The organism is Novosphingobium meiothermophilum, assembly GCF_003171715.1.
GTDB classification, from domain to species: Bacteria; Pseudomonadota; Alphaproteobacteria; order Sphingomonadales; family Sphingomonadaceae; genus Novosphingobium; species Novosphingobium meiothermophilum.
Genome location: NZ_QGHL01000008.1, coordinates 378,328 through 404,932 on the forward strand (window position 1 = coordinate 378,328; position 26,605 = coordinate 404,932).

Here is a 26,605-nt window from a genome sequence, read left to right on the forward strand (position 1 = left end):
TTTCCGATGGACCATTTTGAACTGAAGGGCGGCGTGCTCCACGCCGAGGACGTGCCCCTGCCGCTGATCGCGGCCGAGGTCGGCACCCCCGTCTATGTCTATTCCCGCGCCACGCTGACACGCCATGCCCGCGTGTTCCGCGATGCGCTTTCGATCCTGCCAGCGGTGAAGATCGCCTTTGCGGTCAAGTCCAATCCCAACCTTGCCGTGCTGAAAGTGCTGGCGGCCGAGGGCTACGGGGCCGATGTGGTTTCGGGCGGCGAAATGGAGCGCGCCCTTGCCGCGGGCATGGACCCGCAGGGCATCGTGTTTTCGGGCGTGGGCAAGACCGAGACCGAAATGCGCCGCGGGATCGAGGCCGGCATCGGCCAGTTCAACCTCGAAAGCGAGGAAGAAGGGCTGGAACTGGCCGCGATTGCCGCCTCGATGGGCACGGTGGCGTCGGCCGCCTTGCGAGTGAACCCTGATGTCGATGCCGGAACCCACGGCAAGATTTCCACCGGGAAGGCCGAAAACAAGTTCGGCGTTCCGTTTGACCGGGCGGCGGCAATCTATGCCCGCCTTGCCGAAACGCCGGGTCTGCACATGCGCGGTCTTGCGCTGCACATCGGCAGCCAGCTTGCCCGGCTCGATCCGCTTGAAGCCGCCTTCACCAAGGTTGGCAGTCTGATGAAGGCGATCCGCGCGGGCGGCCACGCGGTGACGCACATGGATCTGGGCGGCGGCGTGGGTGTGCCCTACAAGGCCGGCGAAATCTTTCCGCAGCCGGCCGAATACGCCGCGATGGTGGCCAAGGTCACGGCGGACTGGGGCGTTACGCTGATGTTCGAGCCGGGGCGAGTCATCACCGGCAACACCGGCGTCCTGCTGACGCGGGTGATCCGTGTAAAGGAAGGCGCGGCGCATCCCTGGGTTGTGGTCGATGCCGCGATGAACGATCTGGCGCGGCCTGCACTCTACGATGCATGGCATGATTTCGCGGCGGTTCAGCCCAGTGGCGAGACGTTCGTTGCCAACATCGTCGGCCCGATCTGCGAAAGTTCCGACACTTTCGCCATGGCCCGCACCATCGACAAGGTGGAGCGCGGCGATCTGGCGGTGTTCCGCACCGCCGGGGCCTATGGCGCGACAATGGCCAACACCTACAATTCGCGCCCCCTGGTGCCCGAAGTCATGGTGGATGGCGAAAAGTGGGCCATCGTGGCCGACCGCATCGATCCGGCCACGATCCTTGCCGCAGAGCGCGTGCCGGAGTTCCTCAGGTAGGCCGAGCTTGCAGGGATGAAGGCGCTCCCCCTCTTTCACCGCATCGCGGGCCAGCCGGTGATCCTGCTGGGCGAGGGGGATGCGGCTGCCGCCAAGCAGCGCCTGATCGAGCGTGCGGGCGGGGTGATCTACCGCGATATCAACGCCGGGATCGACGATGGCGCGCGAATTGCGTTCATTGCGCACGACAATCCCGCCATGGCCGAAGGCGATGCGATCCGGCTGCGCTGTGCTGGCTTGCTGGTCAACGTGGTAGACCGGCCCGAACTGTGCGATTTCACAACCCCTTCGATCCTTGATCGTGATCCGGTTCTGATTGCGGTGGGCACGGGCGGTGCTTCGGCCGGGCTGGCCAAGATCCTGCGTCTGCGCCTTGAACGCCTGCTTCCGCAGGGACTGGGCTCGCTGGCCCGCGCTCTGGAAGACGCGCGCGAGGGGATGCGGGCGCGCTGGGCCTCGGTGGCTGATCGCAGGCGGGCGCTCGATGCCGCGCTTGACGAGGGCGGCGCGCTCGACCTCATGCGCGCCGGGAGCGAGGCGAAGGTGGGCGATTGGCTGGCTTCCGGCGCCGAAGGACGGTCAGGGCGTTTCGAGATCGTGCTGACCTCGAACGACCCTGAAGACCTGACCTTGCGCGCCGCGCGTCTGCTGGGACAGGCGGATGTGGTGGTGCACGAGGCTGGCGTGGCGCCGGAAATCCTTGCGCGGGCGCGGGCGGATGCGGTGCGGGTCCCTGCCGGAGGGGTTGAGCCTCAGGGCGCAATCGTGGTGGTGCTTAAACGCGCCTAACCCTTCATCGCCGCCTGCAACTGGCCGATGATGACCTGCGCCTGTTCCGGGCCGGACTTTGGCACGAAATCGCCCGTGCGGTCGCTGATCTTCTCCCAGTTTGCGGCAAAACCTTCGACGGTCTGCTGGGCAGGAGGCAGGAGCACGCCCTTGTTCATCGTCACCCATGCCGAGTGATATCCGCCTGCGCCCGCGCCGACGATGGCATTGGTGGGCGCATCGTCCGAGACAAGGAACAGCGCGGCGGGGACGACAGATTCAGGGTTGAACAGCTTGAAGGCTTCTTCGGGGAAGATGTCCTCGGTCATGCGCGTGGCGGCGACGGGAGCCAGCGTGTTGACCCTGATGTTGTTCTTTGCGCCTTCAAGGTAGAGCGTCTTGGTCAGCCCTGCGACACCCAGCTTGGCCGCGCCGTAGTTTGCCTGCCCGAAGTTGCCGAACAGGCCGGAGGATGACGCCGTCATCAGGATGCGGCCATAGTTCTGCTCGCGCATCAGGTCCCAGCACGCCTTGGTGGCAAAGGCTGAACCGATCAGGTGGACCTTGACCACCGTTTCGAAATCGGCCGGGTCCATCTTGGTAAAGCTCTTGTCGCGCAGGATACCGGCGTTGTTGATGAGCACGTGGACGCCGCCCCAGCGCTCCTTGGCCCTGGCCACCATTTCGACCATCTGTTCGTATTCGCTGACGGAGCCACCATTTGGCATGGCCTCGCCGCCAGCGGCCTCGATTTCTTCGACCACTTTCAGCGCGGCATCGGAATGGCCGGTGCCATCGCGTGCGCCGCCGAGATCATTGACCACGACTTTCGCGCCGCGCCGGGCAAGTTCCAGCGCATAGGCGCGACCAAGCCCGCCGCCAGCGCCGGTCACGATGGCAACGCGGCCCTCAAACGAAATGCTCATGCCTGCTTCACTCCAACAGCCGCCTAATCGAGCGGTTAAGACGCAGGCAGCGATGCCACGACGGCGCAGTCAAGGCAACAGGCGGCCTGCCCTGTGCATTCGTGATAAAATAGTGATATTCTCGTCAATAAAATGTAACAAAGCAGAAATATTCGGCCGCAGTCGCCGGGCTGGTCCTGCCGACCGTTCCTGCTTGGCCCCTGAGGTGTTTCCGTGAAGCCAGTTGTCCGCGTTTCGATCCTTGCGCTTGCCTGTGCCTCAGGCTGGATCCTGCCGGCGCGCGCCGCAACAACCGGACCAGACCTCGCCGCGTTGCAGGCGCAGTTGCAGCAGATGCAGGAGCAGATGCGCAGCCAGATGGAAGCGGTGCAGGCGATGCAGCAGCAGATCGCCGCGCTGCAAACACAACTGGCCGAAGCGCGGTCGGCGGCCGATGCCGCGACGACGGCGCTCGCGGCGGCGGCCCCGCCGACCGCGACCGCGCGCCCCGCGGCCAGCATCACCTGGGACGGAGCGCCGAAGATCGAAGCGCCGGTTGATCCGAAACGACCCGGTGCGGGCAAATGGAGTTTCAAGCCGCGCGGCCGGTTGCAGATCGATACCGCCTCGGTCATGGCACCCGCATCGATCGGTAGCAAAAGCCTCGGCCTTGCGACCGAGTTCCGCCGGGCCTACCTCGGCTTTGACGGCACGATTCCGGGCAACTTCGGCTATCGGATCGAGGCCGACATTGCCAACAGCAGCATCGACCCGACCGACATCTATCTGAATTATACGGGTATCCGGAATCTGGTCATCACGATCGGCCAGCACAAACCGTTCGAATCCATGGAGGATACCGAGTCCGACCTGTTCACCAGCTTCATGGAACGCGCCTCCTTCAACACGGCCTTCGGTTTCGAGCGGCGTCTTGGCGTGTCGGCGCAATATCAGAAGGGCATGGTGCTGGCCCAGTTCGGAGTGTTCAGCGACAACGTGACCGATCTCAACGCCGATACCGACAACAGCTATTCGATCGATGGGCGTCTTGCCCTTCAGCCGAAGGCACTGGGTGGCCAGCTCCATCTGGGCGGTTCGGCGCACTACCATGATCTCAACGACGGCTATGCCACCGTTCGCTACCGGGCGCGGCCGTTCACCCACACAACCGACCTGCGGCTGGTCGATACGCGGGCGATCAGCGCCTTGTCGGAGATGAACTACGGCTTGGAACTGGGCTGGACTGGCGGACCGCTCCATTTCACCGCCGAATCGCAGTGGATGAAGGTCAACCGTCCGGCCGGGATTGCCGATCCCACCTTCAACGGTGGCTATGTCGAGGCGGGGGTGTTCCTGACCAGAGGCGACACCCTGCCCTACAAGGCGAGCGAGGGCACATGGACCCGGATCAAACCCGTAAGCGGCCTCGACAAGGGTGGCATCGGTGCGATCCAGATCAACGCGCGTTACGACTGGCTAGACCTCAACGACAAGGGCGTGGTCGGCGGCCGGCAGCAACTTGCAGGCGCATCATTGCTCTGGGTGCCGACCGACTACGTCCGCTTCATCGTCGACTATGGCCACCTCTGGCTCAAGGATGCGGCCATCGCCGCCGGTGCCGACCGCAACTACAACGCCGATGTCATCGGGATGCGCGCCCAGTTCGATTTCTGAGGACGCGCGGCCTTGCGGGCGTTCACGCGATCCGCGTCACCCATCCGTGCGTATCGGCAATCTCGCCGCGCTGGATGCCGACAAGCTTTGCGCGCAGCTTCTGCGTAAGCTGTCCGGGGCCGCCCGATCCGATGGTGAATTCTCCGTCATGGCTGGCAACCTTGCCCACCGGGGTGACTACCGCCGCAGTTCCGCAGGCAAAGGTTTCCACCAGCCGGCCGGATGCGGCATCGGCCTTCCAATCTTCAAGGCTGTAACGGCCTTCGCGCACGGTCAGCCCTTCTTCCCCGGCCAGCTTCAGCAGGCTTGAGCGGGTGATGCCGGGCAGGATCGTGCCGGTCAGTTCGGGGGTAAGGATCGAGCCGTCACTGAACACGAAGAACAGGTTCATGCCGCCCAGTTCCTCAACCCAGCGATGCTCGGCGGCATCTAGGAACAGGACCTGATCGTGTCCGCGCGCAAAAGCTTCGGCGGTGGGCACCAGGCTTGCGGCATAGTTGCCGCCACACTTGGCCGCGCCGGTGCCGCCGGGGGCTGCGCGGGTATAGTCCGAAACCCAGATGGACACGGCGGGCGCGCCTGATTTGAAGTAATTGCCTGCGGGACTGGCGATGACCATGAAGCGATACTGCTTCGCCGGGCGCACGCCAAGGAACGGTTCCGTGGCGAACATGAAGGGGCGCAGATACATCGAACCGCCTTCGACCGTGGGGAACCAGTCGCGGTCGACCAGAACCTGCTGGCGCACGGCCTCGACAAACAGATCTTCGGGCAGTTCCGGCATGGCGAGGCGACGGGCCGAGGCATTGAAGCGCGCGGCATTCGCTTCTGGCCGGAACAGCGCGATGCCCCCGTCTGCCAGACGATAAGCCTTCAGGCCCTCGAAGATTTCCTGAGCGTAATGCAGAACGGCCGCCGCCGGATCGAGCGCGATCGGGCCATAGGGGACAATGCGCGCATCGTGCCAACCCTGCCCCTCGGCGTAATCGATCTCGATCATGTGGTCGGTGAAGGCGGTGCCAAAGCCGGGGTTGGCCAGCACCTGCGCGCGCACGTCGGCCGACACCGGGGCCGGGTGCGGGTGGCGGGCGAAGCTGAGGCCGGAAGTTGCGGCGGTGGTCGCCATCGGGGCAGTCCTTGCGCTAGAATCGAAGATGCAGCGCCGTGAACTATTGTTGCGCAAAAGGCAAGGGGAATGTAATAAATGTGAAGGGCCGCATCGGTCAATCCGAGCGGCCCTTCGCATGGTCAGCGGCCGGAAGTGCCGCCCACGAAGCCTTTATCGCCTAATCGAAACTCAGCGATAATGCCTCGCGCAGGACTGTACCGACCTCTCTGCTGAACCATGAGACATCGGATCACCTCCTTTCGCGCTGTTGAGCCAAAGTCGCAGCTTTTTCGGGCTGCTGGACCGGATGAGCGGCAGTTCTTCCGGCCTTGGGGCGAATGTGATTCATTCGGCGGCAAACAACAAGTCTTGCGCAAAATAATTTTGTCGTCAGAATCCGGCTTTCGCGTCTGCACAATAGGTGCGTCTGCAACCATTCAGGTGGCCAGGCAGTCAGGCCCCTTGGCGGCAATCCTCGATCACGCGGCCGACTTCGGCCCACGCAGGCAGGTATAGCGTGGAAAGGCCGCTCGTTTCCACGGCAAAGCGGCCACGGCTGAAGGCCATGGCGTCGAGCAGGGGATCGTTCACGGCCAATGTGGCCTGAACGCCGCCCGCGCCCTGAACCACGGCAACCGTGCGCACTTCGCTGGTTGTCACGATGGTCATGGGCAGGCTGGCGTTGGCACTTCCGGCCCTCGACAGGGTCATGCTGCCTGCCGCGCGGTTGCACGTCATTGCGAACAGCGTCCCCTCGGCCGAAACGAAGCGGGCCGTGTGCCCTGCGTAAACCCAGTCGCCAGACGTTTGCGGAGCATCACGCCAGTCCTTGAAGGCTGGCGCGCTGACCACAGGCGGAGACGGAGTGGCGGATTTCGGCGCAGACGCCGGTGCGGCGGGTGGGGGAGCGGCATCAGGAGCCGCGCAGGCGCCCAGCAGCAGGAGCAGCGATGACGAAAAAGCGCGTGCCGTGTGCGCCGTGCGGTTGATCTTCATGCCCCGGTTATGGAAGGAACGCGCCGTGACCTCAACCCGCCAGCCACAATCCGCATCGGGCAAGAACAAGATCCGCGTCGACCAGTTGCTGGTGGAGCGCGGTCTTGCCGAAAGCCGCGCCCGCGCTCAGGCGCTGATCCTTGCCGGGCTGGTGTTTTCGGGCGAGACGAAGATTGCCAAGGCGGGGCAGGCGCTTGCCGGGGATGCCGCGCTTGAGGTGCGCGGCCGGGATCATCCATGGGTTTCGCGCGGGGGGATCAAGCTGGCTCATGCGATCGATCATTTCGGCCTTGATCCTGCGGGCGTGACGGCCATGGACATCGGCAGTTCGACCGGCGGCTTTACCGACGTGCTCCTGCAAAAAGGGGCGGCGCACGTTTTCGCGGTGGATTCGGGCACGAACCAGCTTGCCTGGAAGCTGCGGCAGGATCCGCGCCTGACGGTGCTGGAACAGACCAGCGCGCGCATCCTGACGCCTTCCCAGATCGACCGGCCCGCGACATGGGTGGTGTGCGATGCCAGCTTCATTTCCCTGAGAAAGGTGCTGGAGGTTCCGCTGGCGCTGGCTGCGCGGCCGACGCGGCTGGTCGCGCTCATCAAGCCCCAGTTCGAGGTGGGCAAGGCCGAAGTGGGCAAGGGCGGCGTGGTGCGCGATCCGGCCCTGCACCAGCGTGTGTGCGACGAAGTGCGCGGCTGGCTGGAAGGCGAAGGCTGGCAGGTGCAGGGAATTGTCGAAAGCCCCATCACCGGACCTGAAGGCAATGTCGAGTTCCTGATCTCGGCGCTTCATCCGTAGGTGTGCCAACGAGGGCGGCAAGCAGTCATGACGGAGAACTTCCATCCTTCCGGCACGGTCGGCGGATGGAGTTCGCATTGCGCAAGCCCGAACTGCCCGCCAATATCGCCCACGAATCGCGCGGCAGCGCACAGCCCATGGGTGCCATGAACTATCTCGCTTCTTCCGGCCAGCTTCGTGCCAGTCTTCTGCGCTGGTCGCTCTTCACGGTTCCGCTCGTCGTCGCGCTGGGCTTTCTGGCGGGGCAGGCATCGGGAAGCGGTCCGGGAAATCCTTGGTTTGATGGCCTGGTCAAGCCGACGATCTATCCGCCGCCAGCCGCCTTCGGCATTGTCTGGTCAATCCTTTACGTCTTGATGGGCATTGCCCTTGCCATGGTCCTTTCCGCCCGCGGCGCAGCGGGGCGGGGGCTGGCGGCAGCGGCCTTCGTGGTGCAGCTCCTGCTGAACCTCTCCTGGTCTCCCACTTTCTTCGCGCTGCACCAGATCACGGGCGCGTTCTGGATCACCGTGGCCATGGCGGTGGCAATCGTGGTGACGATTGCGCTGTTCTGGCGCATCCGCCCGGTGGCTGGGGCGCTGATGCTGCCATACCTTGCCTGGGTGTGCTTTGCCGCTGTGCTGACCTGGCAGTTCCTGCAACTCAACCCGGCCGCCGATGGCGCATTCGCGCCTGCCAGCACGGTGCGGGTGGAAATCTGATCCGGTCTGCAAGGTGCCCTTTCTTCCTTTACGCTCTTGGCTGCACGGGTTTTGGTCTCAGGGACACTTTCGGCCCCTTGCCGCAATCGCGATTGCAGCCCACATAGCGCGTGCACAGCCAGTCAGGACCATCCCCGATGCAAAGTGAAAATCCGATCATCGCCGATTTCGTCAAGCTGCTGAACAGCGCTGCCGGAACGATCGCGGGGATGAGCCGCGAGGCGAGTGAAAATGCCCGTGAAAAGGCGAAGGAACTGTTCGGCGGGCTGGATTTCGTCAGCCGCGAGGAGTTCGACGCGGTGAAGGAACTGGCCGCCTCTGCGCGCGAGGAAGTGGAAGCGCTGAAAGCGCGGATCGCCGAACTTGAAGCCGCGGCCAAGGGCGAATGATCGCCCCGGCCGCTTCAGTCTTCGCCTAAAGCCCCGCCTTGCGCAGCGCCTGATCGAGATCCTCGATCAGGTCATCGGGGTCTTCCAGCCCGACATTGAGCCGCAACATCCCCTCGCCCACGCCCATGTCGGCGCGCGTTTCGGGGCCGACGCCATAGTGCGTGGTTGATGCCGGGTGGCACATCAGGCTGCGCGAATCGCCGATGTTGTTGGATATGTCGATAAGTTGCAGCGCATCGAGCAGGGCATGCGCCTGCTTCATCCCGCCATCGAGGTGGAACGAGAAGATCGTCCCTCCGGCCTTCATCTGCTTTTTCGCCAGCGCGTGCTGCGGGTGGCTGGGCAGGAAAGGGTAGAGCAGGCGCGGCACGCGCCCTTCGACGAAGCTGGCCACCTTCAGCGCGTTCTCGCTCTGCCGGTGGATGCGAAGGTCCAGCGTTTCCAGCCCCTTGTGCACAACCCATGCATTGAACGCGGCGATATTGGGGCCAGTGTTGCGCTGGAACGGCAGCAGGACATTGTTGATCCATTCGGCCGATCCGCAGACCGCACCCGCCATGACGCGGCCCTGCCCGTCCATCATCTTGGTGGCCGAATAGGCGACGACATCCGCGCCAAAGTCCATCGGGCGCTGCAAGGCGGCCGTGGCAAAGGCGTTGTCCACCACGGTGGTGATACCGTGCTTCCTTGCCAGCGCGCAGACGAACTCCAGATCGACGATATCCATCGTCGGATTGGCCGGGCTTTCAAAGAAGAACACCTTCGTGTTCGGACGGATCGCGGCTTCCCATGCGGTGTTGTCGGCAGCGTGGATCGTGGTGCCTTCGATGCCGAAGCGCGGCAGGAGATTGTCGACCAGCCAGCGGCATGACCCGAAGGCAGCCTTGGCGGCAACGATGTGATCGCCCGCCGAAAGCTGGCAGAGCAGCGCGGTGGTCATCGCGGCCATGCCGGTGGCCTGCGTGCGGCAGGCTTCGGCCCCTTCCATCAGCGCGATGCGTTCTTCCAGCATCTGCACTGTGGGATTCTGAAGGCGCGAATAGGTCATGCCTTCGGCCTCGCCGGCAAAGCGCGCGGCAACCGTGGCGGCATCGTCGTAAGTGAAGCCCGAAGTCAGGAACAGTGCCTCGGAGGTTTCGCCCATTTCCGAGCGCCATGTGCCGCCACGCACAGCCTGCGTTGCGGGGCGCCACTTCTGGGTGATCGAACGGTCCTGGCCTGTCGTGCGTTTCATGGGCAACGCCTTAGTTTTGGGCGGCCCCGCGCGCAAGCGACAGGATTGCGAACTTGTCCTTGCGGCCCTATCCAGCGCCGCAAATGACACCCGCTGCCATGGCCCGCCCGCGCGACAAGGATCCCGCCCTCTGGTGCGCAGCGATTGCTGCCGCCTTCTTTCTGCTGGTTCTCCACCGGCTCGGCATTCCCTCGCAGATCATGTTCGACGAGGTGCACTACCTTCCCGCAGCCCGGCGGCTGATCGACCTGACGGAGCGGCTCAACCCCGAACATCCCCTGCTGGCCAAGCAATTGATCGCATGGTCGATGCAGCTCATTGGCGATACGCCCTTCGGCTGGCGATTCCCCTCGGCGGTGATGGGGGCAATCGGGCTTTGGGCAATGATGCGCAGCCTGTGGTGGGCCAGTCTTTCGCGCAGCGCCGCGATCCTGTTCGGCCTCTTGCTGGGCACGGGCTTCATCTGGTTCATCATGTCGCGCATTGCCATTCTCGACATGGCGATGGGCGGGTTCATGGCGCTTGCCATGTGGCAATGGGCGCTGGCATGGCGCAATCCTTCGGGCCGGACAGGCCGGGCGCGTCTGCATCTGATGCTGACGGGGCTGTTCATGGGCCTTTCGCTGGGCGCCAAGTGGAACGGGGCGCTGCTGGTGCCCTTGCCCGGCCTGCTGTTCGCGCTGAACCGGTGGGAGGCGCTGAAAGGCCGCCGCATTGCCATGCTGTGGGCGGCGCGGGGCGCGGGGCCGGTTCCGGGGGTGTCGCTGGTAGAGGCGGGGCTGTGGCTCGGCGTTCTGCCGCTCGCGGTCTATTTCGCCACGTTCCTGCCAGCCTTCTTCTATGCCAGGGATCCGATGACGCTGGGCCGCCTGATCGAATGGCAGCACTACATGCTGCAATTGCAGGACAGCGTGAAGAAGCCTCACACCTACATGAGCGTGTGGTGGCAATGGATGGCCAATATCCGGCCGATCTGGTTTCTCTACGAGAACGTCGATGGCGCGCAGCGCGGCGTTCTCATGCTGGGCAACCCGTTCACCATGCTGGCGGGCCTGCCTGCGCTGTTGCTGTGCGCGTGGGACGGCTTCAGGGGCCTGAAAACGGGCAATGGGCGCCTGCGCCTGCTGATCGTGGCGGCCTATGTCGTGCTGGTCGGCTTCTGGGCAGTGAACGGCAAACCGGTGCAGTTCTACTATCACTACATGCTGGCGAGCTGCTTCCTGCTGGCCGCGCTGGCGCTGGTGCTGGCCGAATGGTGGGATCTGGGCCTGCGCTGGCCCGCCAGGGCCACGCTGGTCCTCTCATTCGGCCTGTTCATCGGCTTCTATCCGATCATCTCGGCAGGCGAATTGCCGCGCAAGAACTCCTATCTCGACTACACCTGGCTCGATAGCTGGAAGTAGCCTCAATATTTGCCCCACACGAAGCGCGATGACAGCGCGAAGTTCCACACCGAGCCAAGCACGATCCCGACGACCACCGCGATGACATCGTGGAAGCCGATGGTCTTGAGCACTGCGGCCGAACCGACATTGGTGAGCAGCCCAAGCGAGCAGGTGAGCGCGAACTGCGCCCAGCCGCGCAGCAGCGGACCAAAGCCGCGCAGGCGCTTGTCGGAATAGGTCAGCTCGTTGTTGAGCACGAAGTTGAAGGTCATTGCGATGATTGCCGCCAGTGCATTGGCGGTGTTGAAGGTCGCGCTTTCCGACCAGTTGCCATAGACGAAGCGTTCACCCGCAACGAGCTTGAGCAGCACCCAGAGCGCGCCAAGCTGCACCGCAACCCCCATGGCGCCCACGGTTCCGAACAGGGCAAAGCGCGTGGGTATGATCCGGCCCAGCCACTTGTCGTAAAGGCCAACGAGAAACTCGAACACCACGGTCTGGTCCAGTTTGCTTTCGCCTTCGACACGGGCGACGAAGTTGAGGGGGAACTCCTTGACCCGCAGCGGCTTGTCCACCGTGGCCAGAATGTCGAGCAGGATCTTGAAGCCGACGCCGGAAAGGCGGTGCGCATCAGCGCGCAGGGTTTCGGCGCGCAGCATGAAATAGCCGCTCATCGGGTCGGACAGCTCAACCCCTGTCACCTTGTTGGCGATGCGGTTGGCAAGGCCCGATGCCTTCACCCGGTCGGGCCGGCCCCATTCCTCGGTGCTCGCCCCTTCGGCAAAGCGCGAGGCATAGGCCAGATCGTATTCGCCGCTTTCGATGGCCGCCAGCATTCCCGGCAGCAGCGCGGGATCGTGCTGCTGGTCCGCGTCCATGACCGCAACGACCGGGGCTGCCGTGGCGCACATCCCCTCGATCGCGGCAGAGGCAAGGCCGCGCCGCCCGATGCGTTCGATCACGCGGATGCGCGGATCGGAAAGCGCGATGCGGCGGGCCTCGTCGGCGGTGCCATCGGGGCTGTTGTCGTCAACGAAGATCGCTTCCCAGGCAATGCCCTGAAGGGCAGCATCGAGGCGCGCGACCATGGGCGCGATATTGGCGCGTTCGCGGTATGTCGGAAGGATGACGGCGAGTTGAAGCATATGCGCGGCGGCCCTTACAGCCTTGCAAGCACTGCGTCACCAATTTCCGTGGTGCCCGCCGTTCCCCCCAGATCGCGGCCCGCCACGCCATCGGCCAGCGCCTTCGCCACGGCGGCCTCAACCCGGTCTGCCGCCTCTGCAAGGCCCAGCGAATGGCGTAGCAGCATGGCGGCCGAAAGGATCGTGGCCATGGGATTGGCAAGACCCTGCCCGGCAATGTCGGGGGCCGAGCCGTGGATCGGCTCGTAAAGACCGAAGGTGCCGTGGGCGGTCTGCCGCTCGCCCAGCGAGGCCGAGGCCAGCAGCCCGATCGAGCCGACGCACATCGATGCCTGATCGGACAGGATGTCGCCGAACAGGTTGCCGGTCAGCACCACGTCGAACTTGCCGGGCGCCCGCACGAGCTGCATCGCGGCATTGTCGACATACATGTGTTCGAGTGTGACTTCGGGATAGTCCTTCGCCACCTCGATCACGACGTCGCGCCAGAGCTGGCTGGTTTCCAGCACATTGGCCTTGTCGACCGAGCACAGCCGACGGTTGCGTCCCATGGCGGTGCGGAAGCCGACGTGGGCAATGCGGCGCACCTCGCTTTCGCTGTAGGACATGACATCATAGCCTTCGCGGTCGCCATTGGCGGCAGTGCGGAAGCCCTTCTCTCCGAAATAGACATCGCCGTTCAGTTCGCGCACGATCACCATGTCGATCGCGCCCGCCACTTCGGGGCGCAGCGCAGAATGGCCCTCAAGCCCGGCAAAGACCCTGGCGGGACGCAGGTTGGCAAACAGGGTCAGCGCCTTGCGCAGGCCAAGGATCGCCTGTTCCGGGCGCAGATGCCGTTCCAGCGCGTCGCAATCGGGATCGCCCACCGCGCCGAACAGAATCGCGTCCGATGCCTCCGCTACGGCCAGCGTTTCCGGCGGGAGGGGATGGCCGCTGGCCTTCCACGCCGCTCCGCCGACAAGGGCCTCGGTCATCTCGATGCCCTCGATGCCGAGCGCCTCGATCACGCGCACGGCCTCGCGCGTTACTTCGGGACCGATGCCGTCACCCGGCAGAACCGCAATCTTCATGAACAATTCCTTCGTGCGTTCCCTTCATCCGCTTCCGATCCGGCGCAGCCGGTCGAGCAGAATCGTGCGCGCCCCCATAACATCGCCGGTCCGATCGGCAAGCAGGCGGTTGGCAATGGTCCTGCCCTGCCGGTCGAGCCTTTCCAGAAGATCGGTCCAGCCTTCCTCCGGCGGCGGGGCGTCGGCCGCGCCATAGCCGACCTCGCGCAGCAGCAGGGCCTCGTAGCCCGCCAGAACGCGCGCCCAGCCGCGAGCGGAAGGGGCCATGCAGATCGCATCGAGCAAGGCTGCCAGCGAATCATGCAGCAACGGATAGGGATGACCTTCGGGAAGGGTGGCTGCGGTCAGCGCACAGGCCCAGCCGATACCGGCGCTTGGCAGCGGCTCGGTCAGCCATGGTCCCCTGCTGCGCACCAGTTCCACCCGCGCCGACGGAAGCTGCGTGCCTGCCCGCGCCCGCACTTCCACCGCCACCAGATTGCCGGGGATCAGCACGGGCCGCAGGTCGCGTCCTCGCGCGCCTGCCACATAGGCAGCGGCAAGCCCGTGGTCTGCCGTCATCACGCGCACGATCGCGCCATGTTCGCCGTGCGGGCGCAGCGCGCAGAGAATGGCCGAGGCGCGGATCAGCATGGCGCGGCTTTGCGCGCTAATGCCTTTTCGGGCAAGCGCCATAAAAAGGGCATGTTTGCAGATGCATTAGCGCATTGGAACCTTGGCCATTGTGCGATAGTTTGAAGGGCATGAAGCAGCTTTTCCAGCACGCCGCGATGACCGAAGGAGTTACGGTGCGAGTCGCCGTCAACTTCCTGCCCGAACAGTCCCGCGTTGAGGCGGGCAAGTGGTTCTGGGTCTATCACATCCGGATCGAGAATGGATCGGACCAGCCGGTGCAGCTGCTCTCGCGCCACTGGCGGATCACCGACGGGCGCGGCCTCGTCAACTTCGTCGATGGTGATGGCGTGGTTGGCGAACAGCCCGTGCTGCAACCGGGACAGGCGCATGATTACGTGTCCGGCTGCCCGCTGGGCACACATCATGGCAGCATGGAAGGCCATTATACCATGCAGCGCGCCGATGGTTCGCTGTTCGATGTGGCGATCCCGTTCTTTCCGCTGGCGGCACCGGCTCCCGCCAATTAAGGCCGCTTCGCGATGAAGCGGACCCATCTCCCCCTCAACGGCCTGCGCGTGCTTGATGCAGCCGCGCGGCACCTGTCATTTACCCGTGCGGCCGACGAACTGGCCGTTACTCCGGCGGCCGTGGGCCAGCAGATCCGCGCGCTCGAAGACCTGCTGGGCGTCGTGCTGTTCCGTCGCACCCCCAAGGGCCTTGAGCTGACAGACGAGGCGAGCGCGGGGCTGGATGCGATCCGCGAAGGTTTCCTGCGCTTCGAGGAAGGTGTGCAGGCGATGCAGGCCGGCCAGTCGAGCCATGTCTATACCATTGCCTGCCCGCGCGATTTCTTCGCGGCATGGCTTTCGCCGCGCCTTGCCAGCTTCCGCGCCGAAAATCCGCAGCTGCGTTTCTCGCTTGTCGGCGGCGATGCCGACATCGATTTTACCGAGGCCAATCTTGACCTTGCCGTGCGCTGGGCCGAGGGGCCGGGCGAACTGGAGGGCATCCCTCTGGGCGAGGCCCTGATGGTCACGGTCGCCGCGCCGGATGCGGCGCCGGATTGCCCGTGGATCGGCTGGCCGGGCGATCCTGCGCCCGGCGGCGGCGATGTCGGCTTTTCGGTGGGCGATGCGGGCACGGCGATCAGCGCGGCTTCGGCCGGCCTTGGCCGTGCGCACGTGCCCTTGCAACTCGCGCAGAGCGCGATTGCGGCCGGGCGGATCATCCGGATCGGAGAACCGGTCGTCTCGCGGCGGGGATACTGGCTCGTCGCACCACCGCCACAATGGCGTCAGAAAAAGGTCAGGGCGCTGGTGGCGGCGCTGCGCGGCTGAACTGCGGCATTTCCTGCCGCAAGCTACGCTATCATCCCGATTTCCGGGGCCTTTGCGCCTTACGCGCTGTTAACCGCGCCGGGCTATCGTCTGGCCCGATGGTATCGGGAGCGCAAAACCCTGTTGCGGCGAAAAGGCTGATTGGCTTCAGCCTTTGGCGCGCCTTGCGTCCTCGTGGCGGCTGGATCCAGCACGAAGGGGACCGCTTCACCCGCGCCTATGCCACCAGCCTCTCGCACCGACTGCCGCTGCTCTATCTGGTGGTGGTGGTCAATTCCTGTCTTGTCGCCGCCCATTTCCACAGCGATGCACCGGTTCCGCTGGTGCTGTTCGGTCCGCTGGTCCTTGGCAGTTTCGCCCTGTGGCGGGCCATCTACTGGTTGCCCGCGGCGGTGCTTGCCCGGCCCGTCAGCGTGCAGCGCCGCGATCTGCGGCGCATGAGCTGGCTGGGCGCGATTGCGGGATTCCTTTTCGCGCTCTGGGGCATGGCGCTCTATCCCTACGGCACGCAGGCAGAACAGTCGTTCATTCACTACATCATGGCGATCACGCTGTTTTCGGGCATCCTTGGCCTTGGCCATGCGCCCCTGACCGCGCTGAGGATCGCTATTGCGATCACCATTCCCACAACGGGCCAGATCCTGTTCAGCGGCCATCCCAATGCCGTTCCGGTGATCCTGATACAGGCCGTGGTCACGGTTCTGCTGCTGCTCGTCACGAACGGGCATCATCGGGATTTCGTGAGGCTTGAACTGTCCCGGCAGGAACTGGCCCGGCGCGAGCGCGAGGCGGCGGAACTGGCGCAAAGCAACCTGCGTCAGGCCACGATCGATTCCCTGACCGGATCGCTCAACCGGCGGGCGATCCTTGCCGAGCTTGAAGCCGAGGCTGCACGCGGTGAGCAACCTGCGCAGGCGGCATGGCTTGCCCTGATCGATCTGGACGGGTTCAAGCACATCAACGATACTTATGGCCACGCTGCGGGCGATGCGGTTCTGGCAGCCGTGGCCCAACGCCTCGCGGCCTGTCCGGTGCTGCGCTGTCATGGCCGCCTTGGCGGCGACGAGTTTGCCGCCATCATCGATGCGGGCCATGACGAAGCCGCCGTGCGCGCGCTGGCCGAGCAGCTTTCAGAGACGCTGCGTGCACCGGTTCTGCATGGCGGTGCGGTGCTGCGCCTGTCGGGTTCGATCGGTGTTCACCGGATTGACCGACGCAGCGCCAGCGACTGCCTCGAACGGGCTGATGCCGCGCTCTACAAGGCCAAGGAGCAATCCGACGGCGCGGTTGTGGTCTTCAGCCCGGATGACGAAGCCGCCATGCAGGACCGCGCCGCCATCACGCGCCTGTTCAACGACAGCAACCTGTCCGACCGTCTCAAGCTGCTCTACCAGCCGGTGATCGATGGCGTGACCGGGAGCGTCACTGGCTTTGAAGCCTTTGTCCGCTGGAGCCCGGATGGCGAGCGCTGGCTTGCGCCTGCCCAGTTCATGACGCTGGCCGAGGCAACCGGCCGCACGGGAGACCTGACACGTGCGGTCATGGCACGGGCCTTGCGCGAATGCCCTGCCTGGCAGCACGGGTGCATGCTCTCGATCAACCTTGCCCCCCGCGATCTTATGCGCGCCGGTTCTGCCGAGGCTTTCGCGCGGCTGGCCGAGGATGCAGGCGCGCCGCCTCAGGCGATCATGCTCGAAGTGACCGAGCGCGCGCTTATCGGTGATCCCCGGCGCGCCGAGGAGCAGTTGCAGGCCCTGCGCGGCAAGGGCTTCAGGCTTGCGCTCGACGATTTCGGCGCGGGCTGGTCAAGCCTGAGCCAGGTCAATCGTCTGCCATTCGATGCGATCAAGATCGATCAGGATCTTTCCCGCGCGCTGGCCAGCGATCCCGGCGCGCGAACGCTGGTCAGCACGATCATTGGTCTTTCGTGGCAACTGGGCATCGAGTGCATCATCGAAGGCGTGGAAGACGAGGAACAGGCCCGCACGGCGCAGGCGCTGGGCATAAGGATGATGCAGGGATACCATTTCGGCAGGCCCGAACCGGCCGCAGCGGCCCTTGCAATCATGCAGGCTTCGCCGCCCCGCCCGCCCGCCGTGCTGCGTGCCTGAAAGGGTCAGTGCTCAAGCACGATCGGACGCGGCGCCCCCGGCGGAAGAACACGGCGAAACAGCCTGCCGCGCTCGCTGAACAGCACCAGCAGCAGGCTCAGCATCCCGGCGCACAGCAGTGCGGTGGCCAGCGGGCGGGCCGATCCGTCGTATGCCTGTCCCACGAAGATCCCGATGGAAGAACCGATGACCATGCGCAGGAAGGCATGCATCGAATTGGCCGTGCCTGCCGTGCGCGCGAAGGGTTGCAGTGCGATCGAGCCGAAGTTGGCACCGATGAAGCCGATAAGGATCATGTTCGTGACCATCAGCGGCATGAACTGCAAGAGCGTTTCGTCCGGGCGCGTGGCAAACCACAGTTGCAGAGCGCTCACCATGATGAACAGCAGCACTGCGGTATGCGAAACCCGCCTTGCCCCGAAACGTTCGACGATCCGCGAATTGGAAAAGTTTGCCGCCGCCATCATCAGCGCGGAGCCGCCGAACAGCAGCGGAAACAGGGCGCCCGCGCCGAAATGCTCGGCCACCAGTTGCTGCGAGGAATTGACGTAGCCGATCATCGCACCGAAGGTCAGCGAACCGCCCAGAACATAGCCGATAGAGGCGCGGTTGGTTGCCGCTTCCAGCATGTTGATGCCGATAACGCCGGGGCGGATCGGCTGGCGATATTCCGCGCGCAGCGTTTCGGGCAGGCGCAGCCCCACCCATAACGCCATGGCCACGCCCATTGCCGCTAGGAACACGAAGATCCAGCGCCAGCCGGCGAACAGCAGCACCAGCTGGCCGATGCTGGGGGCGAGCATCGGCACGACGAGAAAGACCATCGAGATAACCGACATCTGCCGCGCCATCTGATCGCCCGAAAAGCGGTCGCGGATGATGGCGGCGGGCAGCACCGCAAGGCCGCCGCAGCCCAGCGCCTTGAGCATCCGCATCACCAGCAGCGCCTCGAACGAACTGACCAGCGCGCAGCCCAGCGAGCAGGCGACGTAGATGGCGATGCACGACAGGAGCACCGGGCGGCGTCCGTAACGGTCGGCCAGCGCGCCGGGAAAGAGCGAGGCGAAGCCCGACGCCAGCAGGAACACGCCCACCACAAGCTGCCGGTCATTGGGATCGGCTGCGCCCAGATCGGCGGCGATCCGTCCCAATGCGGGCAGCATGGCATCGACCGCCAGCGCCTGCAACGCCATGAGCAGCGCCATCATGGCGATCGTTTCGCGTTCGCCGATGGTGCGGGATTTGCAGGAATCGAGGACGGGCATCACCGATCCCTCTGGACCAGTTCCTTGGCAAATCCCACCCTTTATGTTGCGGCGCAAAAGGGCCTATCGTGGGCCGGATGGATCGTGTGCAAATTGATGACCCCGATCATGCCCGGCGCAGCGTGGCCGACGAGCCGGACCGGCGCGCCTTCGGCCTGCGCAAGATCATCCATGTCGACATGGACGCCTTCTTTGCCAGTGTCGAACAGCGCGATGACCCTTCGCTGCGCGGGCTTCCGGTGGCAGTGGGCGGTTCGGCCGGGCGCGGCGTGGTGGCAGCCGCAAGCTACGAGGCGCGCCGTTTTGGCGTGCGGTCGGCCATGCCTTCGGCCCGCGCGGTGCAACTGTGCCCGGACCTCATCTTCCGCAAGCCCCGCTTCGAGGTTTACAAGGCGGTGTCACGGCAGATCCGCGCCATTTTCCTGCACTTCACCCCTCATGTCGAACCGCTCTCGCTCGACGAAGCCTATCTTGACGTGACCGATGATGTCCGGGGGATCGGTTCGGCCACCCGCATTGCCGAACTGATCCGCCAGCGTATCCGCGCCGAGACCGGGCTGACTGCCAGCGCAGGCGTTTCCTACAACAAGTTCCTTGCCAAGATCGCCAGTGACCAGAACAAGCCTGATGGTCTTTGCGTGATCCGGCCGGGCGAAGGGGCCGCTTTCGTCGCCGCATTGCCTGTGCGCCGATTTCACGGCATCGGCCCGCGCGGGGCGGAAAAGATGGCGCGGCTGGGAATCGAGACCGGCGCCGATCTCAGGGCGAGGGATCTGGACTTCCTTCGCACGCATTTCGGCAGCGTTGCCGACTATCTCTACCGGGCCGCTCGCGGCATCGACCTGCGGCAGGTGCGCGCCGACAGGCCGCGCAAGTCGGTGGGCGGCGAGCGCACCTTCGAGCGCGACATTTCCTCTGGCCCCATGCTGCGCGAAACGCTGGAGACGATCATCGCTATCGTCTGGGATCGAATTGAGCGCAGCGGCGCAAAGGGCCGCACGGTAACGCTGAAGCTGAAGTTCAACGATTTCACGCCGTTCAGCCGGGCAAGATCGCTGCCGCGGGCGATTGCGGACAAGGCCGAGTTTGCCGCCCTTGCGCGCGAGCTGCTGGACGCGCAGCTTCCGCTGCCCCGGCCGATCCGGCTGATGGGGCTGACGCTGTCTGCGCTTGAAGCGGACACGCCCGGCCATCCTGCCGATACCGGTGCGGCCCCGGTTCTTCAGCCTGAACTGCCGTTCTGAAGCTCCAGCCAGCGTCCGATCATCTCGCGCGTCGGCCCGTTGGCCCGTTCGGGGAGACATTGAGGATGAAAGAAGCGCGCTTCCAGAATCTCGCGCCCATCGGGGCAGGGTTCATCGGACGTGGTTCCTGCCACCAGTTCCAGGTGATTGGTCCATCCCCGGCGCGCGATGGTGAAGGTGGCAATGTGACAGGGTGCGGCAAGCAGGCAGCCCACCTCTTCCGCCAGTTCGCGCATCGCGGTGCGTTCCGGGCTTTCGCTCCGGCCAAGACCGCCACCGGGCAGCATCCAGACATCGGGGGCGTGATAGGTATGGCGCACGAGCAGAACCTCGCCTTGCGCATTGGCCGCAATGACCGTGCATCCACGCACGCTTGCGCCTGTCCTGCGCCACCACCACACGCGCATGCCATGGGCGGCGCGCAGCACCAGCAGATGAACCCGGCGTGGCAGGACCGACAGCATCCTGCGGGTCTGGACCACGCGGGCAGGTTTGTCATCATGTCATGCCCTTGGCGCGTCCATGAAGGACACTGTTCCTGTTCGGACCAGTTGCTGCGGGATTGCCATTCTCTTGTCATATCACGGTAGCAAATGGCTGCTTTGGCAAAGCGGTGGCGGGATATGACGCGGGCGTTTGTGAATCGCCCGCACACGGTTATGCCTGACGCGCTGGAAGGGAACACAGGCTTGAGATTCGGGGGCTTCAGGCTGGCAGGTGCAGGCGGCATTGTCCGCGGCGCCACGGGCTTGTCCGTGCTGCGTGCTGTCCTGTGGTGGCTGCTGGCCGCGCTGATCGCGTTTCTGGGTGCTGCGCTGTTCTGGGCCGTGGTCACGCCGGTATCGCCGGTGGGAGACTGGCGCGCACCGGGCGTGCAAACCATGTCGGCCACGGCGCGCGCCGCGCTGTTTGCCAGCCTCGATCCGTTCAATCGGACGGCGGTTGCTGCCGGTCCTGATCCCTCGGCGGCGTCCGGCACGGTGACTTCGCTGGCGCTCACGCTTTTTGCCACCCGCGCCATGCCCGGAGGCGGCGGTTCCGCCATCATTGCCGGGGGTGACGGAGTGCAGCAGGTCTATCGCGTGGGAATGGAAGTTCAGCCGGGCGTCACCCTTGCGGCAGTCGCGTTCGATCATGTCGAACTCTCGCGCAACGGGGCGAAGGAACTGCTCTATCTCGACCAGTCAAAGCCTGCGCCGGCAGCCGATGGCGTGGTGGCGGCCAATCCCGCGTCTGTTCCTGCCGAAAGCACATCCGCAGGCGGCGCGATCAGCGTTGCCGCGCTGCGCGGCGGGGTCAATTTCGGGCCGCGCGCCGAAGGCGGCAAGGTTGTCGGCCTCGAAGTGCTGTCCGCAGACGATGGCAGCGTCTTTCGCGCTGCCGGTTTCCAGCCCGGCGATGTCATCGTCGCGCTTGATGGCAAGCCGGTGACGGGCGCGGCGGATGCGGCAGCGCTTTCCGCCGCCCTGCGGCCCGGCGCAGCGCTTTCCGTCACAGTCAAACGGGGCGATCGCCAGCTTCCCCTGGCCATCACCCTCGCGCCGTAAGGCCACCTCGATATGAAGAAAAAGCCGATGAACCTGCGTCTTGTTTCCCGCCCCGCCTTCCTGCTGGGCGCGGCTGCGCTGGCCCTTGCCCTGCCTCAGGCGGCGCTGGCGCAATACACGCTGAACGTGCGCGAGGCCGATATCCGGGCCTTCGTGGCCGATGCCGCCGAAGTGACGGGCCGGACCTTCATCGTCGACAGCCGCGTCCAGACCAAGGTCAGTGTGGTTTCGGACCGGACGCTGAACCGCTCGGAATACTTCGAGGTGTTCCTTTCAACCTTGCGCGCAAACGGGCTGGTGGCGGTGCCCACGGGCAACGGTGCCTTCCGCATCCAGCCTGCCGATGGCGCTGCGGCCAATCCCAGCCGGATCGGCAGCCGGGGCGCGGCGCAAAGCCAGATGGTGACCGAAGTGATCCGCCTTCGCGCGATCGATGCCCCGCAGGCGGTGGAAACGCTGCGCCCGCTCATCAGCAAGGAAGGTGCGATCACCGCCAACAAGGCGGGCAATTCGCTGGTGGTGGTCGATTATGCCGACAACATGCGCCGCATCCGGGCGCTGCTTGCCGATATCGACCGCGACAATGCGGCAACCCAGACGGTCATGCTCGAACATGCCGGCGCGCGCGAGATTGCGACCGCGCTGAGCCAGCTTGTGCCGCAGGGCGGCGAAGGCGCGCGGGCGCTGGCCACCGTCGTCGCGGTCGACAGCGCCAATGCCGTGCTCATGCGCGGCGAACCGGCGACGCTGGCCAAGATGGCCGCCATGGCGCGCCAGCTTGATGCCAAGGCTGCCCAAGGCGGCGAGATCAAGGTGATCTGGCTCGATCACGCCGATTCGGCGGCGCTGGTGCCCGTGCTGGAACGCCTGCTGGGCGGGCAGGGCGGGGGCGAGGTGACATCCGCCAGTGCCGCGCCGATCTCGCTGGGCGGGGTAGGCGGCAGCGGCACGTCATCGGCCGGGGCAAACGGTTCGACCGGACCGGCCGCAACCGCGGGCGGCAATGCCACCAGCCCCATCGGGGCGACGACGGGCGGGCTGGGCAACGGCCCGATCAAGCTTGCAAACGGACGCGGCACGGCCACGATCACCCGCTATCCGGGCGCGAACGCCATCATCATTTCCGCGCCCGCCGACGAGCAGCGCCGCATCAGCGAGGTGATCCGCCAGCTAGACATTCCGCAGGAGCAGGTGCTGGTCGAGGCGATCATCGTCGAAATCTCGGACAACGTGGCGCGCGAACTGGGGGTGCAACTGCTGTTCGGCGGCAAGGATAAGCCCTTTACCGTCACCAATTTCTCGAACAGCTCGCCCAACATCATCGACATTGCGGGCGGTCTTCTGGCCGATAACCTCAACCAGACGACAACGGTTGTGAACGGCGCGACCGTGACGACCACCACCAACAGCGCGGCGGGGGATCTGCTGCGCGAGAATGCCGCCACCAAGATTCTCGCGGCGCGCGGGGCCTATTCGGGCTTCCTTACCGAACTGAGCCGCGACACCTATCTTGGCGCGATCATCAATGCGGTGCAGACCGATCGCAATTCGAACATCCTTTCCACCCCGCACATCACCACCAACAACAATGTGCCCGCCTCGATCCTGTTCGGGCAGGATGTGCCGATCACCACCGGCGAGGCGCTTTCGGGCGGGAACTTCAGCGACACCTTCCGCACGATCCAGCGCCAGAACGTGGGCATCGAACTGGATGTGACGCCGCAGATCAATGCAGGGAACCTCGTGCGGCTGGACCTGCGACAGGAAGTCAGCTCGATTGCGGGCACGGTCTCGCGCACGTCGAACGAACTCATCATCAACAAGCGCGAGATCAAGACCACCGTGACCGTGGGCGACCGCGAGATCGTGGCCCTGGGCGGCCTCTTGGATGACAACGAGCAGCGCACGTTGCAGAAAGTGCCTTTTCTGGGCGACATCCCGCTGCTTGGCGAGGCATTCAAGTCGCGTGCGCGCAGCCGGGTGAAGACCAACCTGATGGTGTTCATCCGCCCCACCATTCTGCGCAATGCGGCAGACCGGCAGGCGCTGGCGGCCCGCCGCTATGGCGTGATCCGCGATGCGCAGGTGCAGTTCGCCCCGCGCCGCGAACCGGGGATTGATGAACTGATCGTCGATTACATGGGCGCGAGCCTGCCCGCCGCGCCCACCGCAGAAGTGGCAGTGGTGGCTCCCGGAGACACGCTGATCAGGCCCAAGGCTTCCGCCCAGCCGCTTGAGGACGCGGAACTTCCGCCCAGCAGCGCACAGAACTGAAGCGATGGACGCGTCCGCCTCGATCATGGACCCGGCTTCGGGATCAGGCCCCGCAACCGATACCGGTGCGGTGCCGCAGGTGCCCTATGGCTATGCCCGCGATCGCGGCGTTCTGGTGGAGCGGATGGATGAAAACGGGCTCGACGTGGCCCTGCGCGAGGGGGGTGATCGGCTTGCCCTCATTGAGCTTCGCCGTGCACACCGGCGGCCGCTTGCCGTGCGCGAGGTGCCTCAGGCCGAGTTCGAGAAGCTGCTGGCCAGCACTTTCGCGGTCGATGGTGCCGCCGCCGCCGTTGCAGGCGACATGGGTCTTGCGGGCGAGGGGCTGGACCCGCTGGCGCTTGGCCTGCCTTCGGCCGAGGATCTGCTTGACAGTGCCGATGATGCACCCGCGATCCGGCTCATCAACGGGCTGATTGCCGAGAGCCTGCGGCAGGGCGTCTCGGACATCCACATCGAGCCTTATGAAGGCGCGCTGGTGGTGCGGATGCGCGTGGATGGGGTGCTGACCGAGAAGCTGCGGATGCCGCCCCACGTGGCGCCCGTGCTGGTCAGCCGCATCAAGGTCATGGCCCGGCTCGATATTGCCGAGCGGCGCGTGCCGCAGGACGGGCGCATATCGCTGAGCCTTGGCGGAAAGCTGGTGGACGTGCGCGTATCGACCTTGCCCAACCGGGCGGGCGAGCGGGTGGTCATGCGCCTGCTCGACAAGGAGAACGCCGGGATCGAACTGGCGGCGCTGGGGCTTGATCCCAAGGCCGAGGACACGCTGCGCCGCGCGCTGGCCGAACCCAACGGCATCGTGCTTGTCACCGGGCCGACCGGTTCGGGCAAGACGACCACGCTCTATGCCGCGCTGCGGGTCCTGAACGATGGTGCACGCAATATCCTGACAGTGGAAGACCCTGTGGAATACGCTGTGGACGGCGTGGGCCAGACCCAGGTGAACGCCAAGGTCGGGCTGACCTTTGCCGCCGGGCTGCGTGCCATCCTGCGCCAGGACCCGGACGTGGTCATGGTGGGAGAAATCCGCGACAGGGAAACCGCCGACATCGCGGTGCAGGCATCGCTGACCGGGCACCTTGTCCTTTCGACCGTCCACACCAACGATGCGGCCGGTGCGATCACGCGGATGCGCGACATGGGGGTGGAGCCGTTCCTGCTGGCATCCACCCTGCGCGCGGTCATTGCCCAGCGTCTGGTGCGCCGTCTGTGCCCGCACTGCCGCGAGGAACGCGCTCTCGATCCCGGCATGGCGCAGGTTCTGGGCATGAAGGCGGGCCGCACGGTCTGGTCTGCAAAGGGCTGCGCCGAATGCGGGCAGACGGGCTATCAGGGCCGGGTGGGGGTGTTCGAGGCGCTGCGGGTGGATGAGACGGTCCGCCAGATGATCCATGACAACGCCGATGAGGCCGCGATTGCGCGCCATGCCTTTGCCGATTCGCCAACGCTGGCCAAGGCCGTGCGGCGCATGGTGAAGGATGGCACCACCAGCCCTGAGGAGGCCGCGCGCATCATGCGGCGGGACGGCTGATGGCGCGGTTTTCCTATCACGCGATCGACCCGAAGGGTGAGGAGCGGCGCGGCGCCATCGAGGCAGCGAGCGAGACGGCCGCGCGCGAGAAACTGGGCGAGAGGCAGTGGTTCGTTGTCAGCGTCAACCCTGATGCGGCGGCATCCGCCCGGCGCGCGGCCACGGCCACATCGGGCCTTTCGCTGTTTGCCGCGAAGCTGAGCGCGAAGCAGCTTGCGCTGTTCACGCGCCAGCTCTCCTCGTTGATGGTCGTCAGCCCGCTTGAGGAGACGCTGCGCACGATTGCCCGGCAGACCGAAAAGCCCAAGGCGCAGGCGATCCTTGCTAATGTCCATGCCGGGATCGTCGAAGGGCTGCCGCTGGCCGAGGCCATGCGCCGCGAAGAGCCGAGCTTTCCGCCGATCTACCGCGCGATGATTGCCGCGGGCGAGAACTCCGGCAGCCTGCCCGCCATTGCCGACCGTCTGGCCGACATGCTGGAGAAGCAGGCGCAGGTGCGCGGCAAGATCATCGCGGCGCTCGCCTATCCGGTGGTGCTTTCGCTGGTGGCCATCGCGGTGGTCATCGGGCTGATGGTTTCGGTGGTGCCGCGCGTGGTCGAACAGTTCGACAATGCAGCGCGGCAACTGCCGGTGCTGACGCGGGCGGTCATCGGCATTTCGCAGTTCCTGAGCGCGTGGTGGTGGGCGCTGCTGATCCTGCTGGCGCTTGCCATTGCCGCTTTTGGGCGGGCCTTGCGCAACCCGGCCTTCCGGCTGCGCTTCGACGGCTGGCTGCTGCGCCTGCCATTTCTGGGCAAGCTCATTCGCGATGTTCATGCCGCATCGCTGGCGCGCACGCTGGCCACGATGATCGAGGCGCGCCTGCCGCTGGTCGATGGCCTGCGGCTGGCGACGCGCACGGTATCGAACGCGGTGCAGGCCCGCGCGCTGGGCGAGATCGGAGAGAAAGTGCGTGCGGGCGGATCGCTTTCCACCGCGCTGCGCGAAGCGGGAACATTTCCGCCCCTGCTGGTCTATCTGGCGGCAAGCGGCGAGGCGGCAGGCCAGCTTGGCCCCATGCTGGCGCGCGCCGCCGATTACCTTGAGCGTGAGTTCGAAGCCTTTACCGCGGCGGCCATGGCGCTGCTGGAACCAGCCATCATCGTGGTGATGGGCACGGTCGTCGCGCTCATCATCCTCGCCATCCTGCTGCCGATCCTGCAGCTTCAAAGCCTGACCGGACTGTGAACATGCGAA

At 65.4% G+C, this 26,605-nt stretch carries 24 protein-coding genes; 15 read left to right on the forward strand and 9 right to left on the reverse strand.

All coding sequences use genetic code 11. The features are described 5' to 3' along the window. Positions 1-6 precede the first annotated feature (6 nt). On the forward strand, positions 7-1,266 hold the full coding sequence (lysA, locus tag DKM43_RS10355; RefSeq protein ID WP_109798395.1) for a diaminopimelate decarboxylase: 1,260 nt from the start codon (positions 7-9) through the stop codon (positions 1,264-1,266). Between the two features lie 15 nt (positions 1,267-1,281). Further along, on the forward strand, positions 1,282-2,055 hold the full coding sequence (locus tag DKM43_RS10360) for a precorrin-2 dehydrogenase/sirohydrochlorin ferrochelatase family protein (RefSeq protein WP_109798396.1): 774 nt from the start codon (positions 1,282-1,284) through the stop codon (positions 2,053-2,055). On the opposite strand, the gene DKM43_RS10365 is transcribed toward DKM43_RS10360, so the two are convergent. Beyond that, positions 2,052-2,960, reverse strand: a complete 909-nt coding sequence (locus DKM43_RS10365; RefSeq protein ID WP_109798397.1) for an SDR family NAD(P)-dependent oxidoreductase — start codon at positions 2,958-2,960, stop codon at positions 2,052-2,054. The genes DKM43_RS10360 and DKM43_RS10365 overlap by 4 nt on opposite strands. 213 nt (positions 2,961-3,173) lie before the next feature. Between DKM43_RS10365 and DKM43_RS10370 the strand changes: the two genes are divergently transcribed. After that, positions 3,174-4,613 (forward strand): OprO/OprP family phosphate-selective porin, encoded by a 1,440-nt coding sequence (locus DKM43_RS10370; RefSeq protein WP_109798398.1) that lies wholly within the window; start codon positions 3,174-3,176, stop codon positions 4,611-4,613. A 22-nt stretch (positions 4,614-4,635) separates the two neighbouring features. Here DKM43_RS10370 and DKM43_RS10375 read toward each other — a convergent pair whose 3' ends face one another. Further along, positions 4,636-5,739, reverse strand: a complete 1,104-nt coding sequence (locus DKM43_RS10375) for a branched-chain amino acid aminotransferase (protein WP_109798399.1) — start codon at positions 5,737-5,739, stop codon at positions 4,636-4,638. 435 nt (positions 5,740-6,174) lie between these two features. Then, positions 6,175-6,717, reverse strand: coding sequence for a hypothetical protein (locus DKM43_RS10380; protein WP_236632501.1), 543 nt, complete (start codon positions 6,715-6,717; stop codon positions 6,175-6,177). Positions 6,718-6,742: 25 nt separating this feature from the next. Here DKM43_RS10380 and DKM43_RS10385 point away from each other — a divergent pair, with 25 nt between their 5' ends. The 3 genes from DKM43_RS10385 to DKM43_RS10395 all read left to right on the forward strand — a co-directional run bounded on the left by DKM43_RS10385 (position 6,743) and on the right by DKM43_RS10395 (position 8,603). Continuing rightward, positions 6,743-7,513: a TlyA family RNA methyltransferase gene (locus DKM43_RS10385; RefSeq protein ID WP_236632502.1), complete on the forward strand. Its 771-nt coding sequence runs from the start codon at positions 6,743-6,745 to the stop codon at positions 7,511-7,513. 146 nt (positions 7,514-7,659) lie between these two features. Beyond that, the gene (locus DKM43_RS10390; protein ID WP_109798495.1) at positions 7,660-8,214 is read left to right on the forward strand and encodes a TspO/MBR family protein; all 555 of its coding nucleotides are present in this window, start codon (positions 7,660-7,662) and stop codon (positions 8,212-8,214) included. A gap of 137 nt (positions 8,215-8,351) precedes the next feature. After that, a complete protein-coding gene (locus DKM43_RS10395; protein WP_109798400.1) occupies positions 8,352-8,603 on the forward strand; it encodes an accessory factor UbiK family protein in 252 nt (83 codons plus the stop codon). A 25-nt stretch (positions 8,604-8,628) separates the two neighbouring features. Here DKM43_RS10395 and DKM43_RS10400 read toward each other — a convergent pair whose 3' ends face one another. Further along, positions 8,629-9,837 carry a trans-sulfuration enzyme family protein gene (locus DKM43_RS10400; protein ID WP_109798401.1) on the reverse strand — a complete coding sequence of 403 codons (1,209 nt, stop codon included), beginning with the start codon at positions 9,835-9,837 and terminating at the stop codon, positions 8,629-8,631. Between the two features lie 83 nt (positions 9,838-9,920). On the opposite strand from DKM43_RS10400, the gene DKM43_RS10405 reads away from it, so the two are divergent. Continuing rightward, positions 9,921-11,240, forward strand: coding sequence for a phospholipid carrier-dependent glycosyltransferase (locus DKM43_RS10405; RefSeq protein WP_109798402.1), 1,320 nt, complete (start codon positions 9,921-9,923; stop codon positions 11,238-11,240). A 2-nt stretch (positions 11,241-11,242) separates the two neighbouring features. Here the strand turns inward: DKM43_RS10405 and DKM43_RS10410 are convergent, their stop codons facing one another. From DKM43_RS10410 to recO, 3 genes are read right to left on the reverse strand one after another with little or no spacing between them, the layout of a single operon-like run. Then, positions 11,243-12,367, reverse strand: a complete 1,125-nt coding sequence (locus tag DKM43_RS10410) for a glycosyltransferase (RefSeq protein WP_109798403.1) — start codon at positions 12,365-12,367, stop codon at positions 11,243-11,245. A gap of 14 nt (positions 12,368-12,381) precedes the next feature. Continuing rightward, positions 12,382-13,440 (reverse strand): 3-isopropylmalate dehydrogenase, encoded by a 1,059-nt coding sequence (leuB, locus tag DKM43_RS10415; RefSeq protein WP_109798404.1) that lies wholly within the window; start codon positions 13,438-13,440, stop codon positions 12,382-12,384. Positions 13,441-13,464: 24 nt separating this feature from the next. Beyond that, positions 13,465-14,073 carry a DNA repair protein RecO gene (gene recO / locus DKM43_RS10420; protein WP_109798405.1) on the reverse strand — a complete coding sequence of 203 codons (609 nt, stop codon included), beginning with the start codon at positions 14,071-14,073 and terminating at the stop codon, positions 13,465-13,467. Positions 14,074-14,183: 110 nt separating this feature from the next. Between recO and apaG the strand changes: the two genes are divergently transcribed. The 3 genes from apaG (at position 14,184) to DKM43_RS16790 (ending at position 17,503) form a co-directional block, all read left to right on the forward strand. After that, positions 14,184-14,582: a Co2+/Mg2+ efflux protein ApaG gene (apaG, locus tag DKM43_RS10425; protein ID WP_109798406.1), complete on the forward strand. Its 399-nt coding sequence runs from the start codon at positions 14,184-14,186 to the stop codon at positions 14,580-14,582. A 12-nt stretch (positions 14,583-14,594) separates the two neighbouring features. Continuing rightward, complete coding sequence (locus DKM43_RS10430) at positions 14,595-15,392, forward strand: LysR substrate-binding domain-containing protein (RefSeq protein ID WP_109798407.1); 798 nt, start codon at positions 14,595-14,597, stop codon at positions 15,390-15,392. A gap of 164 nt (positions 15,393-15,556) precedes the next feature. Further along, positions 15,557-17,503 carry a putative bifunctional diguanylate cyclase/phosphodiesterase gene (locus tag DKM43_RS16790; RefSeq protein ID WP_161554073.1) on the forward strand — a complete coding sequence of 649 codons (1,947 nt, stop codon included), beginning with the start codon at positions 15,557-15,559 and terminating at the stop codon, positions 17,501-17,503. A 5-nt stretch (positions 17,504-17,508) separates the two neighbouring features. Here DKM43_RS16790 and DKM43_RS10440 read toward each other — a convergent pair whose 3' ends face one another. Beyond that, the gene (locus tag DKM43_RS10440) at positions 17,509-18,768 is read right to left on the reverse strand and encodes a multidrug effflux MFS transporter (protein ID WP_109798409.1); all 1,260 of its coding nucleotides are present in this window, start codon (positions 18,766-18,768) and stop codon (positions 17,509-17,511) included. A 77-nt stretch (positions 18,769-18,845) separates the two neighbouring features. Between DKM43_RS10440 and dinB the strand changes: the two genes are divergently transcribed. Continuing rightward, positions 18,846-20,012, forward strand: coding sequence for a DNA polymerase IV (gene dinB / locus DKM43_RS10445; RefSeq protein ID WP_109798410.1), 1,167 nt, complete (start codon positions 18,846-18,848; stop codon positions 20,010-20,012). On the opposite strand, the gene DKM43_RS10450 is transcribed toward dinB, so the two are convergent. Beyond that, positions 19,991-20,494 (reverse strand): NUDIX domain-containing protein, encoded by a 504-nt coding sequence (locus DKM43_RS10450; protein WP_145960500.1) that lies wholly within the window; start codon positions 20,492-20,494, stop codon positions 19,991-19,993. The genes dinB and DKM43_RS10450 overlap by 22 nt on opposite strands. Before the next feature lie 207 nt (positions 20,495-20,701). Here DKM43_RS10450 and DKM43_RS10455 point away from each other — a divergent pair, with 207 nt between their 5' ends. The 4 genes from DKM43_RS10455 to gspF are packed head-to-tail and all read left to right on the forward strand — an operon-like array spanning position 20,702 to position 26,596. Further along, positions 20,702-21,559: a type II secretion system protein N gene (locus DKM43_RS10455; RefSeq protein ID WP_236632503.1), complete on the forward strand. Its 858-nt coding sequence runs from the start codon at positions 20,702-20,704 to the stop codon at positions 21,557-21,559. A 12-nt stretch (positions 21,560-21,571) separates the two neighbouring features. Continuing rightward, positions 21,572-23,833, forward strand: a complete 2,262-nt coding sequence (gene gspD, locus DKM43_RS10460; protein WP_236632504.1) for a type II secretion system secretin GspD — start codon at positions 21,572-21,574, stop codon at positions 23,831-23,833. Between the two features lie 25 nt (positions 23,834-23,858). Further along, complete coding sequence (gene gspE / locus DKM43_RS10465; RefSeq protein ID WP_109798497.1) at positions 23,859-25,367, forward strand: type II secretion system ATPase GspE; 1,509 nt, start codon at positions 23,859-23,861, stop codon at positions 25,365-25,367. After that, positions 25,367-26,596: a type II secretion system inner membrane protein GspF gene (gene gspF / locus DKM43_RS10470; protein ID WP_109798412.1), complete on the forward strand. Its 1,230-nt coding sequence runs from the start codon at positions 25,367-25,369 to the stop codon at positions 26,594-26,596. Before gspE ends, gspF begins: the two co-directional genes overlap by 1 nt. Positions 26,597-26,605 lie beyond the last annotated feature (9 nt).